This window comes from Streptomyces sp. NBC_01474 (assembly GCF_035918215.1).
GTDB lineage: Bacteria > Actinomycetota > Actinomycetes > Streptomycetales > Streptomycetaceae > Streptomyces > Streptomyces aureus.
The window spans coordinates 10,156,337-10,171,262 of sequence record NZ_CP109449.1 but is presented as its reverse complement, the minus strand read 5'-3'; the positions used below and the strand labels follow the sequence as shown (position 1 = coordinate 10,171,262).

The following is a 14,926-nucleotide window of genomic DNA, read 5'->3' as shown; positions in this document are numbered from 1 at the left end:
GCCCCGCTCCGCAGGAGTCCGATTCCTCCCCGACCTGAAGGCCGGGGCGTCCTCGGAGGAATCCGGTGAAGGCTCATGCTCCGCCGTCCGCTGACGCACGGAGTGCAGAGAAATGTCGGCGACTCCGACACCTGCCGCAGGCCCGTCTTCGCCTGGCTGACCCGCTACAACACCCGCTGCCGGCAATCCGCCAACGGCCACCTCAGCCCCAACGAATACCAACACCGACACCACACCGCGAAACTCGCGCTCGCCGCGTGATCAATAACCGCGTGCCCACCTTTACGGGGGTGGGGAAGTCCCGCAGCGCCGTCTGCCGGCACCTGCCAACAACCACCAACCCGCCGGGTCCACCCGCATCGGCCCCAGCCCCAAAGGGCCGCCCTGCGCAAAGGCTCAACCCTCAATGCAGCGTGGAACCATCACTCGATGGGAACATGAGCCATCACTCATGCGTACTATCACTACGCCGCCACACCACCGTTCGCCGCGAAAGTACACGAACAGGCGGGCGCACCTACTCCGGTTATGCACTCACGGCGGTGCGCTATTACTCCCGAATTGAAGGCCAACACCATGACTGACCACGCCGTCACCGTCACCAGCGTGACATCTCAGTACGCCACTCAGGTCGCACAGGACCTCGAGCTCAATGCCAAAGAGCAGGAACGTATCGGCGCGGAGCTCTCCGCCCTGCAGGCGCAGTTGGTTGTCCTGCAGGACGACCAGAGTGTGCTGCACCGCATCCACAAGACGCTCGGCAGCCGGCCGGCATCCGCGCCGAGCACCCCGGAGCCCTCGACGTCCCTCCCGCAGCAGGCATCCGGCAAGAACACCACTGCCCGGCGTGCCCCGTCCAAGACCGCAGCCAAGACCCCTGCCCCGTCCAAGACTGCGGCCAAGACCCCGAGCGCGAAGAAGACCACTGCGCAGGCCAAGAAGGACAAGACCCAGGCCGCGGAGCCCAAGGCGGCTACGGCATCGGCGCAGCCCACGCTGATCGCGCTCATCCGCACCCACCTCGACCAGCAGAAAGAACCCCGCTCCGCAGCCGAGGTCACCTCGGCGCTGGCAAAGGCCCACCCCCAGCGCACCATCAAGTCGACCGTCGTACGTACCACCCTCGAGAACCTTGTCGCCAAGAGCCAGGCTCACCGCTCGAAGCAGGGCGCCTCGGTCCTCTACACCTCAGGTGCCGTGCAGGCCACAACCCACAAGGCCCCGGCTCCCGCGCTGCCCAAAACCGAGCAGGACAGCAACAAGCGCGAGAAGGCCGGCGCGGTCAGCTCGTAGCCGCCCAGGACATCCGAAGAAAATTCCCGGCGAGCAGCCAAACGAAGTGTCCGGCCATGCGGCCGCGGCCTGTGCCGGTGGCGCCGGCCCGGTGCGGGGGCATTCAGCCACGCGGCCACCACGTCGCATAGGCAGGGGCAGCGGCCGGCGTCACGATGCCAGGGGGCGCCGGCCCGCATAACCTGCCGCGACCCTCTCGGGGCGTCCCTCGAGCCGGTGTCATGCCTTTCTGCAGGCGTCTGGTGCAGCTTGCGGTGCTGGTCGACTGGCGGCGTTGTCAGTGAGGGTCTTTAGGGACGGACCAGCTTCGCCCGGGGGTCAACTGGCGGGTCTACGCGGACCGACTCCCACCACCCCCACCACACCGTCCAGATCCGAGCCCTGCACGCATACCTGCGCTAGCGCAACCAGAACGCCCGGCGCGCCGACGTCCTGGCCGCGCAATGTCGCGAACGCGCCCGCGTCCGCAGCCAGAAGGGCATCTGCTGGGGAGGTCGCCCCGTCGCTGCAGCCGCCTGACCAGAACCGGAGCGCTAGGAGGTCTCCTTGTGGACGGCTTCGATGTTGTTGCCGTCCGAGTCGCTGACGAACGCACAGGGGCCTGCTGGACGAGTGTCAGGCTGTCGAAGCCCTGGCTCTCGGCGGCGAGGGCGGCCTGTTCGGTGCGCTGGGTGCATTCTGCACAGCGATCGCGGATCGCCGTTCCGGTCGCGGATTTTGTCCGGGCGCTCGACCGCCACCGGGTCGCCGGATCCATATGGAGGGTTGGGGCGGCAGGCGACAACGCGGCTATGGAGTCCTTCATCAGCCTGCTGCACAAGAACGTCCTCAACCGCCGTTCCTGGGCCACCCGTCAGGAACGGCGGAACGCGATCGTGACCTGGATCGAACGGACCTACCACCGACGCCGCCGACAAGCCTCGCTCGGCCGGCTGACCCACGTCGAATTCAACCGTCATAACCACACCAGCCCTCGAAGCCGCGCGAACGAACCTGTCACCCCAACTTGCATCAGCCCCCTGCTGGAATCACAACGGCACTCCACACAGGGGGCACATAGACCAGCTGGAAGGCGGGACCGAGGTCAGGCTCGGAGTGTGGCTGCCCAACACCAAAACCCGGCGCGCCAGACTCACCGCCGGCAAACTCCAGCAGCTCGCAGGCCTCGGGCCGACCTGGGCGGTTGATGGAAGGGACGCGTCTTGACCGGTGACAGCTTTGAAAAGCAGCGGGTACAGGCGGCCGTATGACGGCACGGCCCGATGTAGATCACCACCCCGTTCCTGCCATGCCTGCCTGGCCTTCCGTCGCGCCCCGGTACGCCGCGATAGCCGTCGTGTCCGTGCCGGCCCGGCACGCCCGTCGGGCCGGTAGGGCCGGCCGGGCCGGAAGGGCCGGAGGGGCCAGGCGGGCCGGGCAGACCCTGCCGGATGCTGTTCCCCTGGAGGGCGATGCGCCGTGCCTGGAGTTCGCCGATCTGCTGCTGGTGGGCGACGAGGACAGCTGCCTGCGCGACGAGGATGACGGTCAGCGCCGCGCCGAGTGCAAGGCGGCGCTGGGGGCTACGCCACGCCTCTTTCATACTTCCCACATCATTCCTCACGTTATGCGATGACAAGGAGCAAAGAGCAAGGGCGCGACAGAGGCCGATCCCTACGCCGAGCGTCCCTCCCGGGCGACCGGACACCCGCTTGTGCCGATCACTGCGGGAAGGGTCCGAAGCACGTCACGGCCGCGGCGCAGGCGGGCGTGCACCACCATGTTCACCAACTTCGGGCCCCCTTCGGCGCGCACACAAGCCCAAGAGGTGTCACGAGCTTCAGCGTCTGCCTTCAGGCCACAACCGCTATGAATACGACGTTCCGAAAACGGCACCTGACGGCCAGTTGACGATCCCGCACCGTGCCATCGGTGCGGCCGGGGGCCTAACTCGAAGCCGGCGCCGGCGGAGCGACAGCATCCTTGCCGTCCTTCCCGCTCGTGCCGTCCTTCCCGTTCGTACCGTCCTTGCCGTCCTTCCCGTTCGTGCCGTCCTGGCCCGCCGGGCCGATAGGACCACCGGGACCAGCGGGACCAGGGGGACCGGACGGCCCCGAAGGACCAGGCTCAACGCTCGCCTGGACATCCACAGGCTGCATCCGCAGGTCGTCGATCTGCACCTGCTGGGCGACGATCAGAGCTGACTGTGCGGCAAGCGCGACGGTCAGCACCGCGCCGAGCACGAGGGGGCGCCGCGGACTACGCAGCACTTCAATCACTCTTCTCACATCATTCCTCACGCTATGTGACGGCGAAAGTGTAAAGGGCAAGGCCATGACGGGAGCGGACCTGCGCATCGAGTGTTTCCCAGGACCGCCACGAACGCCCCACTCCCGCCGCTCACGGCACGAAGACGCTCAAACACAACACCCGCCAAGCACACGGGAGAACCCGGCACCCTTCACCGCCGCAAGCGCGACCGGATACACACAGCACGCCCGGACACCGCGCGCGCTGACCAGGCCACGCGAACCAGCACCCCGTCACTGCATGCCCGGACACGGCGCGTGCGTTGACGAGGCCGCGGGCAGCGATACCCCGCCGGTGCGCCACCACCAGGACCACTTCGATGCTGCGCACCATCAAGCCGCTGAGCGCGCGGGCCTCCCCATGCACCTCCCCCGGCCGCACAGCAGGAGACGCGCCACCAAAAACATGCCTATACCCCGACCCAGCGGGCCGTGTTGAACATGGACCCGTGAACGAGAATGAGCGTGCGCCGAGCCGGACAGCGGTGCTAATCCGCCAGGGGCGGGCAGCAGCCGACGCAAGCGTCGCTGCCGGCCGGTTCTCGGATCCGGTGGCGATGCAGCTGCTGCGCGCCGAGGAACGCACACCCATAGACGCGGTGCGGGCGGGAGTGCCGCCGCAAGGCCGGCCAGCGCGCACGAGGTACGAGAGCGTACGAGCGTGCGCCGAGGTCATGGTGGCGCGGACCGGCGCGATCGATGAGGCCCTGTGCGCCTGCCCACCCCGCCAACTCCTGATCCTCGGAGCCGGTCTGGACTCGCGTGCATGGCGTCTGCCCCAGCTGGCGCGAACCGACGTGTGGGAAGCCGACCATCCAGCCTGTCCAGAAGGCCGGAGGCCCACGTTCTCCAGCCGAAGTCACGCGCACTACAACCATTACGCAGCGGTGGTGGTCAACATGAACGTTCGATGTACCAGGAACCGATACCGGGAGTCTCCGTGCCCAACCGCATCCGCCGTCGTTCCGCCGTGAGCTGTGCCGCGCTCGTCGCGCTGCTGACCGCCCCGGTGGTTCTGGCCGCACCGGCCTCCGCAACGACGACGACGCCGCCGGTGATCGACTTCAACGGCGACGGGTTCGCCGACCTGGCGATCAGCGCGCCCAACGCCACAGTGTCGGGCGTCGGCGACGCAGGCTACTTGTCGGTCGTGTACGGCTCCTCCGCCGGCGCCGACACCGCGCACCCCGAGCTCATCACGCGCGCCACCGAGGGTGTACCCGGGGACGTCATGGAGTACGACTACTTCGGCACCTGGACGGCGGCCCGCGACCTCGACGAGGACGGCTACACCGACCTCGTGGTCGGCGGTTACCACACGCCCGTGGTGCTGTGGGGCTCCGCACAGGGACTCCGCGGCGGCGCCGCAATCGCCGGTACGACGTACCAGGTGGGTGCCGGTGACATCAACGGCGACGGTCACGCCGACCTCGTGGCCAACACCGGTGGCTCGCTGGAGGTGCGCTTCGGTCCCTTCACCCGCGCCGGGGCGCCCACGTCGACCGACACGCTCGCCTTCGGCGACGAGGACGGCCCGCAGGGCTTCACGGTCGGCGACGTCACCGGGGACGGCAAGGACGATGTCGTCACCCAGCACGGTTTCGAGGAGATGCAAGGCATGTCCCGCCTGTGGAAAGGCACGTCCACAGGACTGAGCAGAACCTTCCAGTCCTCCGGCTACTACACGGTCGGCGGAGTCATCGCCGACGTGAACAATGACGGCTACGGCGACTTCATCGCCCGTCAGGTCGACCACGTCTCCGAGATGATGGAGTACGACGCCGGTGACATCCGCGTCATCTACGGCTCGGCATCCGGCTTCTCCACCCGTACGACGAAGATCAACCAGGACACTGCGGGCGTCCCGGGCGTCGGCGAGGCAGGCGACAACGACGCGGACTACGGCGACCAGTTCGGCTACTCGCTCGCCGCCGGTGACGTGACCGGCGACGGCTACCCGGACATCGCGGTGGGTGTACCGGGAGAGGACATCGGCTCCATCCGCGAGGCAGGCGCAGTGGTTCTGCTCAAGGGCGGCGCGTCAGGCCTCACCGGAACCGGGTCACAGGCCTTCAACCAGTCCACGTCCGGCGTGCCGGGAGCATCCGAGAAGGGCGACAACTTCGGCGCCTCGGTACTGCTCGCGGACGTCAACGCAAACAATCGCGCGGACCTCGCCGTGGGCACGCCCCAGGAGGACGGCACCTACCAGAACTCGGGCGCGGCCTGGCTTCTGCGCGGCTCGAAGACCGGCCTGACCACCACCAACATCGCCTCCTTCAGCCCCAGCACACTGAACGAGCCGGAAAAGGGTTCCCGATTCGGAGCCAACTTCGCACGCTGAGCCCGTGGAGCCGTCTCCATGGCCAGAACGTTGACCGCAGGGTCGCCCAACGACCAGCATCGAACGGCACGCCGGCCGGGTCACCGAGGCGTCAACTTGACCCGGCCCTAAGGACCGGGCTTGGAGGTAGTTCCCAACTGGCTGCTGGGTTGGCTCCTCCGTCCAGACACCCCGTTATGGGGTGGCAGGGACGCGTGACTCACGCCCCGCAGTCCACATAGCAGCGCCACGTGCGGCGATGTTGTGGGAAGCATTCCGGTCGGCGTGGGCAACGACCCCGCACCCCCGGCAGATGAAAAGCCCCTGGTCCACACGGTTGCGCTTGTCGATGTGCTGGCACTGCGAGCACATCTGCGACGTGTACGCGGGATCGACGAAGACCAGGGGCACGCCTGCCCGCTTGGCCTTGTAGACGATGAAGTCTCCGAGCTGGGCGAAGGCCCAGGAGTGGAGTGTGACCCGTTGGGGCTTGCGAAGCCGTACCCGCCGGCGGATGCCCCTGAGTTCTTCCAGGGCTATGCCGTGTGCGGTGCGTTCAGCCTCGGTCACGATCGTCTTCGCGATGATGTGGTTGGTGTTCTTGACGTGCCGCTGTTCACGGCGGGAGCGTTCTTTCAACCGACGCTTGGCGGACTTGGTGCGCTTCTTCTGCAACTTCCGCCGCAGGGCAAGCTGGCGTTTGCGGTACCGGCCCAGTCCGCGCCCGGCGGCCTGGTAGCCGGTGGACGTAGTAGCGATGTTGACGATGCCAAGGTCCACGCCGATGAAGCCGTCCGGCTCGTACGCCTCAGCCTCGGGCACATCACAGGTGGCGATCAGGTAGAACACGCCGTCGCGCTCGATCAGGTCGGACTCGCCCTTGCGATACTGCTGGAGCACCTCGAGCGCGTCGGCCAAGCACACGAACGAGACGTTCTTGATGCGCCCGGCCATCGTCCAGATGGACACCGTCTGCTGGTCGTACTGCCAGCTCAGACACCGGTCGTCATACGGCTGCGCGGCCTCGGCGCGGAACGCGATCGGCTTGGACTCCGCCTTGACCCGGCGCCTCGACTTCGGCTTGCCGAGATTTCCGGCGCGCAGGTTGGCGTGCAGCGTCGTGTACGCGTCACGCACCTTCTTGATCACATGCTGCGCGGCCTGCGCCCCAAGCCCCTGCGCCTTGAGGTGCGGATACGTGTGCTTACGCAGCTCATACTCACGCGGCACGCCGCGAGCGAACGCCACCTGGGACACCCAGCACGCCAGATCATTGACCGTGCGCAGCGTGGAGCGCAGCGCGGCAGCCTGTTCGGCCCCCGGCATCAGCTTCACCTGCACCACAATCTTCATACCGGAACCCTATGCGGGGGCACTGACAACAATGCAGACCCGTGCGTACGCGCAGGTCACCCCTATTTTGAGAAGTGATTCCTCCCGGGCCTCTGAAGGCCCAGGGATCCTCACCAGATCCCGCTGAACGCCATCTCAGGACGACAAGAGTGCACAAGCAGCTGACACGCGCGGGACCTGCGGCCACACTGTTGACCGGTTCAGCGTCCTCACCTCAGGAGACCGGATGACCGCGAAGGACGACGCGCCAAGCCGTCCGTTGTTGATACCCAAGGCGCGGGTCGCGATCGGCTCGGTCACAGCTGTGGTCGTAGTCTTCGCGGCTGGCTACGGCGTCGGCACAGCCACAGCGACCAGCGGGAACAGCAAGGGCACCCAGCGCGAGAGCCGGGCCGACGTCTACCGGGACGGATATTTGGCGGGGCAGAAGATTCCGGGCGCCGGGGAGGAGATCACAGCCGATGCCGCCCGGGAAAACTGCCGTGAACTCTTTTACCAAGCCCCGTACCTGGACGAATGGCAGAGTGGTTGCCTCGCAGGAGCACAGCACCTGGCACCGTATCCACCCTCGAAGTGAACTGCGCAACTGCCCCGCCCGACTTCGGACAACCGGCCCGACGATCCACCCGCACAAGGGTCCTGCGGACATCAGGACCGCTTCCACACGATCGCGGCGCGTCGCCCCGGACATCGGAACAGGGTTGGTCCCTGCACACCAGGGACAGCCTCTTGTTCACGAGTTCGGGTTCTGGCTCAATTTCCGGGCTCTGTCGCCAATTTGGGGACAGTTGGGCATCGGTTCTGTGTGACGGGTGGGGTTCGCGTCGCGGACGTTCTGCTGCCGGGTGTCGGGGTAGTCGAAACCCATGCTCTTGCGGGTAGTCCGGCCGGCCCGGCGGCCCAGGACCCGGTGGCCGCCGCCGTCCGGGATCCGGCCGAGTTTCTTCACGTCGACGTGGACGAGCTCAGCGGGCTGGTCGCGTTCGTAGCGGCGGATGACCTGTCCGGTAGGCCGGTCCATGAACGCCAGGCGGTTCAGGCCGTGCCGCACCAGGACACGGTGCACCGTCGAGGCCGGCATGCCCTGGATCGGGCCGATCCGGGTGGGACCGAGCTTGCGGCTGCGGCGCAGTTCACAGACCTCTTCCTCGCGTGCCGGCGGGGTCGTCCGCAGCGGTGTTGCGTAGGGGCGACTGGAGCGGTCGTAAAGCCCGGCCTCTCCCTCCGCTCGCCAGCGTCGCACCCACTTGCAGGCGGTGGGGCGGGAAATGCCCATTTCCTTTGCGACATGCGCAATTGGCCGTCCGGCCTGAACTCGTTCGACCAGGATCCGCCTCACGCCTCCTGGCCGAGGGCGCCACCGTGACGTGCTGGGACGCCATGGCCCGCCCCCAGCCCAGCACGCACTCCTGGGACCAGGCCCACTGCCGCCCCACCATCGAAGAAACCCTCACCGACGCCGAGGCCACCATCCTCGTCACCGAGTGGCCCGAACTGACCACCACCGACTGGACTGCCGCACGCCAGGCCATGAACGGCACAGCTCCCGTCCTCTACAACGGCCGCAACCACCTCGACCCCAACAACAAGCCCGCGACCTGCAGGCTCGACCGGAAGAGTGCCGCCGACCAGGCAAAACCACCTTCAGTAGTTCGCGCTGGTCGGCGGCACTTTTGGCTCCCATGTGCCCCGGATGTCCCTGCGAGCCGTCATCCGGACGGGTTCCATGCGCGGCGGTTCTCGACAGGCGGCCAACTGGCGCATTTCTGATCACCTCTTGGTGGCAATGAAACGTTTCTACTCAAACTCGGTCGTGTCCTGTTCTGTCATCGTCCAACCGCCACCTCCGCTGCCGTCACGGCCAACGCCCATCCATGCACCGGAGGACTCCCGCCGACCGCCTCCGGTCCCGACACCTGCTACAGAGCAGTCAGGCCCGGCTCCCGGTCGCCTCACCCGACACCCCGCACCGATGACCTCCGGACAAGGAAGATCAGCATGCGCCGAATGCCCCTCACCCTTCTGATGGCAGCCGCGGCGACCGTGGCGCTGGCCTCACCTGCGGTGGCCGACCCGACCCCGATCTACGCCCCGTACGCGCAGGCCGCGGCAAGCGTGTCCGCCTCCGGGGAGCTCCTCCGGTCCAAGAACGTCGACACAGTGACGCAGCCTCTCCCCAGTGTCTACTGCGTCCACATCTCCGACCCCAACATCAGCCTCGCCGAGAGCGTCATCACGGCCACCCTCGACTGGCAGCAAGCCAAAGACGCCACCATTCGCGCCACCGTCCAGCCGTCGTCATGGTGCGACAACGACAATCGCACGATCGCCGTTGCCATCTTCAGCGGCGTCCAGGCCGCCCCCAACGACTTCTTCGTCACGGTCCAGTAGCTCACAGCGCAGGTCCGGCCGCCCCGACATGTCGGGGCGGCCTGGCGCTCTGGGGCGTCAACGCCTCCCATGCCTCCATGCCCCGCCTGATGCCGCCCCACGACGACCGGGGGCCTTCCGGGGGTGTTGAACGGCGGCGCGGGTCCGGGAGGCACAGGGCCTCGGTGAAATGTCCGTTCAACTGCCCTACCGCGGCATGAACTTGGACGGACAGTTCTTCTTCGTCCAGGATCTCGCCGAGTTCTTCGACGATACGCAGGCAGGAGCGCAGCGTGTCCACCAGGTCCCGCGGCCAGTACCTGTGTGCAAGTTGCTGTGCTTGGCTGCGGTACTCCAAGCGTAGGCCGGGGGCGGTTGGCCAGTGTGCCGGCTGCGGTGAAAGGCGCGTCAGGCGGTGAGGTGGGCGCCGCCGTCTGTTTCGAGGATGGTGCCGGTGATGTTGGGGTTGGTGGCCAGCAGCACGACGGCCTCGGCGATGTCGGGGGCGTCCGCGATGCGCTTGGCGGGCAGGGAAGCGGCTGCCGACGCGAAGACGCCCTCTCGCTCCTCGGCGGCGAGCCCGTCCCACCACGGCGTGTCGACGTAGCCCGGGGAGACGGCGTTTATCCGGATGGGCGCGAGTTCGGCGGCCAGCGGCTGGACGAGCCCTTCGACGGCGGCGTTGAGCGAGCCGATGCCGGGCATGGCGGCCCGGGCGGTGACCGCCCCGACGAGGGTGACCGAGGCGTCCTTGCTGAGGTGAGCGAGGCCGGCCTGGAGTGCGGTGACCGTGGGCCAGTACTTCTCCTCGAACGCCTGCCGCAGGCCGTCTATGGGCAACTCCCTGAACGGGCCCGCCCCGCCGTTGCCGGTGAGGGTTATGATCAGACGTTGGATCGGGGCGATCTGCGCGGCGAGCGCCGCGACCGCCCGCGCGTCGGCGGCATCGCGCCTGCGCGCCACCGACCTCGCGACGCCCTCAGCGCAACCTCCCGCATGCACGCCCCATTGCCGACGCCATCGACCAGGCCCTCCGGAGCAGGTCACGTTCCTCGATGACGGATGTCCGTGACGCAGCCCCGTTACTGCTTCTCCTCCATGCGGATGACACGCCGTAGCTCGTCGGCCGCTGTGTGGCTCGCGCCCTCGCGCTGCTCCAGCATCGCCGCCGCGATGGCGTCCAGCTTGCGCTGAACCGCGTGCGCATCACGCCGTTCGGTGTTCGTCAGCAGAGCGAGCAAGAGCAGGTTGACGGCCGCCACGACGTCCCCCGCGAAGATCAGCCAGGGCAGCGGCAGGTGCGCAAGGTGTATGGCGGCCATGCCGAGGACCAGGAGCACGCACAGGGCGGAGAACAGCGGCGAGCTGGTGACGTTCGATGCCCGCTCGGAGAAGGAGGCGAACACGTCGCGCCCGGTGCCGCCCCGCTCGGCGGGATGCTCAGTGGTCATGCCCTCCATGCTCCCTGCCCGGCACCCGCCGGTGCGGGACCCTGGCCGGACTTGCCGACGATGCCCCCACACGCGAGTTGCGCCAAACCTGCATCGAACATGACGTGCGTCGCCCGGGTGACATGCGGCATGTCGGGCATTTGCCTCTCCCCCGGTTACTACAAGATGCACGGCATGATTCCCTCCGTCCCGTCCTTCGTGCCGCGCCGCAGCGCCCGGCTCGCGTCGGCCCTGGGTGCCGTACTGGCACTCGCCCTGACATCCACTCAGCCGGCTCAGGCCGCCGCGGAGGAAGACACCAGCGGACCCACTCGCGCCGAGGCGAGCGTCTCGGCATACCTGCGAGGCGTACGCGACCGCCCCGAAAAGCTGACCGCCTTCTTCAGGGCCCTTCCCAAGGGCGCAGACCTCCACAACCACCTCTCGGGCGCGGCGACCACCGAACTGCTGCTGCGCATCGCCGTCGAGGCCGACTACTGCATCGACACGACCACCCTCACCGCGAGCGCGCCGCCCTGCACGGGAAACACCCGCCCCGCAGCCGACACCCTCACCGACCTCGCGTTCCGGCGTCAGGTCATCCGCGCCTGGTCCATGCAGGACTTCACGCCCAACCAGGGCGAGAGCAGCCACGACCACTTCTTCGCCACCTTCGGAAAGTTCGGCGCCGTCAGCGGACTCCATCCCGGCCGGCTGCTGGCCCAGGTGGCCACCTCGGCCGCGAAGCAACACCAGTTCTACCTCGAGACCATGTGGACGCCCGCCTGGTACGCCGCTGACGCCCTTGCCACCAAGGTCGGGTACCACAGTGACCTGGCCCTGATGCGCGACAAGATGCTGGCCGACGGCGGCATGGACGCCGTCGTCCAAGAGGCGATGAGCGAGACGGACTCGATGATCGCGGAGTTCCGTACCGACGCGCACTGCGATACCGACCACCCCGACGCCGGGTGCGCGCTGCCGGTACGGTTCATCGCCCAGGTCGACCGGGGCGGACCGCCCGAGCTGGTTTTCGCCCAGATGCTGCTCGGCGTGGAACTGGCCCGGCGCGACCCCCGCTTCGTCTCGCTGAACCTCGTGGGCCCCGAGGAGAATCCGGTGGCGGTCGCCAACTACCGCCTGCACATGCGCATGCTGAAGTACCTGCGCGGTGTGTACCCCGATGTTCCCCTCACCCTGCACGCGGGAGAGCTCGTACCCGGCCTGGTCAAGCCCGAGGACCTGCGCTTCCACGTCCGCGACGCCGTGCTCACCGCCCGCTCCGACCGCATCGGCCACGGCGTCGATATCCGCCGCGAGGACGACTACCGGGAACTGCTGCGCCTGATGGCCCGGCGGCATGTGCTTGTGGAGGTCCCGCTCACCAGCAACGCGCAGGTCCTGGGCGTCACAGGCCCGGCTCACCCCTTCCCGCTGTACCGGGCATACGACGTTCCGGTCGCCCTGGCCACCGACGACCAAGGCGTCGAGCGAACCGACATCAGCCGCGAATACCAACGAGCCGCACTCACCTACCAGCTGGACTACCCGGTGCTGAAGGACCTGGCCCGCACCTCCCTGGAGTACGCCTTCCTGAAGGGCCACAGCCTGTGGCGCGACCGCAACGGCCACCAGACCGTCCCCGAATGCGCCGGAGACCGCCTCGGCGACCCGACCCCCGGCAAGCGGTGCGCCCACTTCCTCGCCTCCAGCGCCAAGGCCACAGTTCAGTGGAAACAGGAAGACGCCTTCCACGCCTTTGAACGCACCTTCGCCGCCAGGACGCCACAGGCCACAGACCGCATCCCGCACTACCAACACGCACGCCGAGACCACGAAAATCCGGCACCCCCGCGACGCACCAGCACATCTGCCCTGATCCCCTGACGCCCTGTCCGGGAACTTCCCCGGACCTACAGCCCAAGTGGTTCACGAGCCGCAACCGGACGGGACAGGCCGGGGGCGTCCCCCACGGACACGGGGCATACGCCTGCCCGTCGTGAGGGAAGTCTCGCACGACTCCGCGCGGCGCTGTTGCTCTTCCCGGGCGGCTTGACGGCTGCGGGCGAGGGCAGCGTCCCGGCGGGGGTGCCGATCGCGTCCAGCAGCGACTGTCGTTCCTTACGGCCGAAAGACCAGAACGCGGGCCCGGCCGGCCCGTGCTCATGCAGCAGCTCCAACGTGGTTGCCACGACGGGGATGCAGCCGTCGTAGGAGTGGAAGCCGCCCTCGCGATGCCACCGGCCCTGCCAGTGGTGGCGGGTGAGGTCGGCGACCTTCTCCATCTGGCTCTTCGCGGAACGCTTGCCGACCTGGTGGAAGACGAGCAGGACCGGCGGGTGCACACGCTCGTACCCCTCCCAGGCGGGTGCGCCACACCGGTTTCTCGATGCCGTCAGTGACCTTCTCCTTCCGCCTAAAGAACCGGGCGCACTTGTCGAACTTCGCGGCGATAAGGACGGCTTCCTCGGTGCAGTTGTCCACCTCGATGAACAGCAGCGGCACACCGTCGTCCGGAGCAATCACGACGACATCGGCACGGGCGCTACCGATCGCGGGGTTCTTCCAGGTGCCCTTCACCGGGAGCGCGACCTCGGTGGCGTACGAGGTGAGGTGCCGATCCCCTTGGGTGCATCGACGGCGGCCTGCGCGGCAGCGACCGCTTCGGCCGACTCCCCCACGACCAGGTCGCGGTCGGGCTTCGGTTCACCGTCCTGGGGTGACTTGAGTGCGGATTTGGTCTCAGGTCGGCTGAAGGCGGGCGAAGGATGGGATGAGCGGTGGACTGCAACGTGGAAGACAGCCCGGCCGATACGCCCACTGCCCGGTCCGCGCAGTGGGCGTATCGAAGTCACGCCCAACGTAGCCTGTTCCTGTGCCTGCACCCCGCCTGCATCGCGTCGCCGTCCTCGTGCTCGAGGGTGCGAAGCCGCTCGATGTCGGAATTCCTGCGCAGGTTTTCACGACCCGCGCGAGCATGCCGTATGAGGTGCGGGTGTGCGGGGCGACACCCGGTCTCGTGACCGGCGGCGATGGCCTCGCGTACTACGTCGCCCACGGCCTCGACGCCCTTGCGTGGGCCGACATCGTCTTCATCCCCGGCTATCGGTTCCCGGACCGCGACGACCCGCCGCAGACCGTCGTCGACGCACTGATCGCCGCCCACGACCGGGGCGCGCGGCTCGCCGCCATCTCGACGGGCGCCTTCGCGCTCGCCGCTACGGGCCTGCTCGACGGCAGGCGCGCCACAACGCACTGGCACTACACGCGGGCACTCGTGGCCAGGCATCCGCTCGTTCAGGTCGACGAGAACGTGCTGTTCGTCGACGAGGGCAGCGTGCTCACCTCGGCCGGCGCCGCCTCCGGCATCGACCTGTGCCTGCACATCCTGCGCGGCGACCTCGGAGTGGCCGCGTCCAACCACGCGGCCCGGCGTCTGGTTGCGGCCCCCTACCGCAGCGGCGGCCAGGCCCAGTACGTGCCGCGCAGCGTCCCCGAGCCGCTCGGCGAGCGGTTCGCCGCCACCCGCGAGTGGGCACTGCACCGGCTCGGCGAGCCGCTCACGCTCGACATACTGGCGCGGCAGGCGGGGGTCTCGCCCCGCACGTTGTCCCGGCGCTTCGTCGAGGAGACCGGCTACACGCCGATGCAGTGGGTGATGCGCGCCCGCATCGATCTGGCCCGCGAACTGCTCGAGCGCTCGCAGCGCAGCGTCGAACAGGTCGCCGCCGACATCGGGCTCGGCACCGGCGCGAACCTGCGCCTGCACTTCCACCGCATCCTCGGCACCACACCGAGCGAGTACCGGCGCACCTTCACCCAGGGCGAGTAACCCGTTCAGCACCGCGTGGCGGGATCCTTTTGAACCA

General features: G+C 68.1%; 14 protein-coding genes and 3 pseudogenes. 11 read left to right on the top strand and 6 right to left on the bottom strand.

What is annotated here, in order from left to right; genetic code table 11:
* Nucleotides 1–75: 75 nt before the first annotated feature.
* The 4 genes and pseudogenes from OG758_RS46735 to OG758_RS46720 form a co-directional block, all read left to right on the top strand.
* The gene (locus OG758_RS46735; RefSeq protein WP_326716308.1) at nt 76–261 is read left to right on the top strand and encodes a hypothetical protein; all 186 of its coding nucleotides are present in this window, start codon (nt 76–78) and stop codon (nt 259–261) included.
* A gap of 315 nt (nt 262–576) precedes the next feature.
* The gene (locus OG758_RS46730) at nt 577–1,293 is read left to right on the top strand and encodes a hypothetical protein (protein WP_326715481.1); all 717 of its coding nucleotides are present in this window, start codon (nt 577–579) and stop codon (nt 1,291–1,293) included.
* A 333-nt stretch (nt 1,294–1,626) separates the two neighbouring features.
* Nucleotides 1,627–1,812 (top strand): annotated as a pseudogene (locus OG758_RS46725) (IS630 family transposase); the annotation flags it as partial.
* A 156-nt stretch (nt 1,813–1,968) separates the two neighbouring features.
* Nucleotides 1,969–2,277, top strand: a pseudogene (locus OG758_RS46720) (integrase core domain-containing protein); the annotation flags it as partial.
* Between the two features lie 941 nt (nt 2,278–3,218).
* On the opposite strand, the gene OG758_RS46715 reads toward OG758_RS46720, so the two are convergent.
* On the bottom strand, nt 3,219–3,542 hold the full coding sequence (locus OG758_RS46715) for a hypothetical protein (protein ID WP_326708200.1): 324 nt from the start codon (nt 3,540–3,542) through the stop codon (nt 3,219–3,221).
* A gap of 359 nt (nt 3,543–3,901) precedes the next feature.
* On the opposite strand from OG758_RS46715, the gene OG758_RS46710 reads away from it, so the two are divergent.
* Together OG758_RS46710 and OG758_RS46705 are read left to right on the top strand one after the other, a co-directional pair.
* Nucleotides 3,902–4,555 (top strand): class I SAM-dependent methyltransferase, encoded by a 654-nt coding sequence (locus OG758_RS46710; protein WP_326715480.1) that lies wholly within the window; start codon nt 3,902–3,904, stop codon nt 4,553–4,555.
* Nucleotides 4,522–5,925, top strand: coding sequence for an FG-GAP-like repeat-containing protein (locus OG758_RS46705; RefSeq protein ID WP_326715479.1), 1,404 nt, complete (start codon nt 4,522–4,524; stop codon nt 5,923–5,925). The genes OG758_RS46710 and OG758_RS46705 overlap by 34 nt, the downstream gene beginning before the upstream one ends.
* A 174-nt stretch (nt 5,926–6,099) precedes the next feature.
* On the opposite strand, the gene OG758_RS46700 is transcribed toward OG758_RS46705, so the two are convergent.
* Nucleotides 6,100–7,257 carry an RNA-guided endonuclease InsQ/TnpB family protein gene (locus OG758_RS46700; RefSeq protein ID WP_326715478.1) on the bottom strand — a complete coding sequence of 386 codons (1,158 nt, stop codon included), beginning with the start codon at nt 7,255–7,257 and terminating at the stop codon, nt 6,100–6,102.
* 226 nt (nt 7,258–7,483) lie between these two features.
* Between OG758_RS46700 and OG758_RS46695 the strand changes: the two genes are divergently transcribed.
* Nucleotides 7,484–7,834, top strand: coding sequence for a hypothetical protein (locus OG758_RS46695; protein WP_326715477.1), 351 nt, complete (start codon nt 7,484–7,486; stop codon nt 7,832–7,834).
* A gap of 291 nt (nt 7,835–8,125) precedes the next feature.
* Here the strand turns inward: OG758_RS46695 and OG758_RS46690 are convergent.
* Nucleotides 8,126–8,596: pseudogene (locus OG758_RS46690) on the bottom strand (helix-turn-helix domain-containing protein); the annotation flags it as partial.
* Nucleotides 8,597–8,619: 23 nt separating this feature from the next.
* Here OG758_RS46690 and OG758_RS46685 point away from each other — a divergent pair.
* Together OG758_RS46685 and OG758_RS46680 are read left to right on the top strand one after the other, a co-directional pair.
* On the top strand, nt 8,620–9,027 hold the full coding sequence (locus tag OG758_RS46685; protein WP_326715476.1) for a UDP binding domain-containing protein: 408 nt from the start codon (nt 8,620–8,622) through the stop codon (nt 9,025–9,027).
* Between the two features lie 228 nt (nt 9,028–9,255).
* Entirely contained in the window at nt 9,256–9,648 is a 393-nt protein-coding gene (locus OG758_RS46680; RefSeq protein ID WP_326715475.1) for a hypothetical protein, read from the top strand.
* Between the two features lie 387 nt (nt 9,649–10,035).
* Here OG758_RS46680 and OG758_RS46675 read toward each other — a convergent pair whose 3' ends face one another.
* Together OG758_RS46675 and OG758_RS46670 are read right to left on the bottom strand one after the other, a co-directional pair.
* A complete protein-coding gene (locus OG758_RS46675) occupies nt 10,036–10,590 on the bottom strand; it encodes an SDR family oxidoreductase (RefSeq protein ID WP_326715474.1) in 555 nt (184 codons plus the stop codon).
* A gap of 119 nt (nt 10,591–10,709) precedes the next feature.
* Complete coding sequence (locus tag OG758_RS46670) at nt 10,710–11,078, bottom strand: hypothetical protein (protein ID WP_326715473.1); 369 nt, start codon at nt 11,076–11,078, stop codon at nt 10,710–10,712.
* A gap of 174 nt (nt 11,079–11,252) precedes the next feature.
* On the opposite strand from OG758_RS46670, the gene OG758_RS46665 reads away from it, so the two are divergent.
* Nucleotides 11,253–12,944 (top strand): adenosine deaminase family protein, encoded by a 1,692-nt coding sequence (locus tag OG758_RS46665; protein WP_442810441.1) that lies wholly within the window; start codon nt 11,253–11,255, stop codon nt 12,942–12,944.
* Between the two features lie 26 nt (nt 12,945–12,970).
* On the opposite strand, the gene OG758_RS46660 is transcribed toward OG758_RS46665, so the two are convergent.
* Nucleotides 12,971–13,402 (bottom strand): hypothetical protein, encoded by a 432-nt coding sequence (locus tag OG758_RS46660; protein ID WP_326715471.1) that lies wholly within the window; start codon nt 13,400–13,402, stop codon nt 12,971–12,973.
* A 530-nt stretch (nt 13,403–13,932) separates the two neighbouring features.
* Between OG758_RS46660 and OG758_RS46655 the strand changes: the two genes are divergently transcribed.
* Nucleotides 13,933–14,889 carry a GlxA family transcriptional regulator gene (locus OG758_RS46655; RefSeq protein WP_326715470.1) on the top strand — a complete coding sequence of 319 codons (957 nt, stop codon included), beginning with the start codon at nt 13,933–13,935 and terminating at the stop codon, nt 14,887–14,889.
* Nucleotides 14,890–14,926: the final 37 nt, after the last annotated feature.

Coding starts and splice junctions, on each gene's coding strand:
- OG758_RS46735 (WP_326716308.1), top strand. CDS start 76: ATGCTCCGCCGTCCGCTGACGCACGGAGTGCAGAGAAATGTCGGCGAC.
- OG758_RS46730 (WP_326715481.1), top strand. CDS start 577: ATGACTGACCACGCCGTCACCGTCACCAGCGTGACATCTCAGTACGCC.
- OG758_RS46710 (WP_326715480.1), top strand. CDS start 3,902: ATGCTGCGCACCATCAAGCCGCTGAGCGCGCGGGCCTCCCCATGCACC.
- OG758_RS46700 (WP_326715478.1), bottom strand. CDS start 7,257: ATGAAGATTGTGGTGCAGGTGAAGCTGATGCCGGGGGCCGAACAGGCT.
- OG758_RS46695 (WP_326715477.1), top strand. CDS start 7,484: ATGACCGCGAAGGACGACGCGCCAAGCCGTCCGTTGTTGATACCCAAG.
- OG758_RS46680 (WP_326715475.1), top strand. CDS start 9,256: ATGCGCCGAATGCCCCTCACCCTTCTGATGGCAGCCGCGGCGACCGTG.
- OG758_RS46670 (WP_326715473.1), bottom strand. CDS start 11,078: ATGACCACTGAGCATCCCGCCGAGCGGGGCGGCACCGGGCGCGACGTG.
- OG758_RS46665 (WP_442810441.1), top strand. CDS start 11,253: ATGATTCCCTCCGTCCCGTCCTTCGTGCCGCGCCGCAGCGCCCGGCTC.